This is a genomic window from Parendozoicomonas verongulae (assembly GCF_009711465.1).
GTDB classification, from domain to species: domain Bacteria; phylum Pseudomonadota; class Gammaproteobacteria; order Pseudomonadales; family Endozoicomonadaceae; genus Sansalvadorimonas; species Sansalvadorimonas verongulae.
Window position 1 is genome coordinate 2,263 of record NZ_SMME01000682.1, and the last position, 289, is coordinate 2,551.

The following is a 289-nucleotide window of genomic DNA, read 5'->3' on the forward strand; positions in this document are numbered from 1 at the left end:
CCCGAAAGGCTCATATACCCTGTCCCGAGTCAGCCAGTACAACGACAGAAACAGGGGCAGAGGCAGAGGCAAATTTGCCCAGACAGCCAGATCCTGATATGGACGGCACAGACATAGATGAAGGTTTCCGCCTTCTGGAAACTAACCCTAATAGCGCATTAGTGTTCGTGGCAACAGCGGCGTTATCAACAAAATACTCAGAAGACCCGCGTCACTATCCTCGTGTTGTGGAATTAATAGCCCAGGCTCTATTTCGTCTTGACAATTTTGATGGGTGCATCAGATACGT

Annotated in this window: 1 protein-coding gene; it reads left to right on the top strand. The window is 49.1% G+C overall.

All coding sequences use genetic code 11. The features are described 5' to 3' along the window. Window positions 1-98 precede the first annotated feature (98 nt). A partial coding sequence (locus E1189_RS25075) for a hypothetical protein (protein WP_230460077.1) occupies window positions 99-289 on the top strand: 191 nt, incomplete at its 3' end.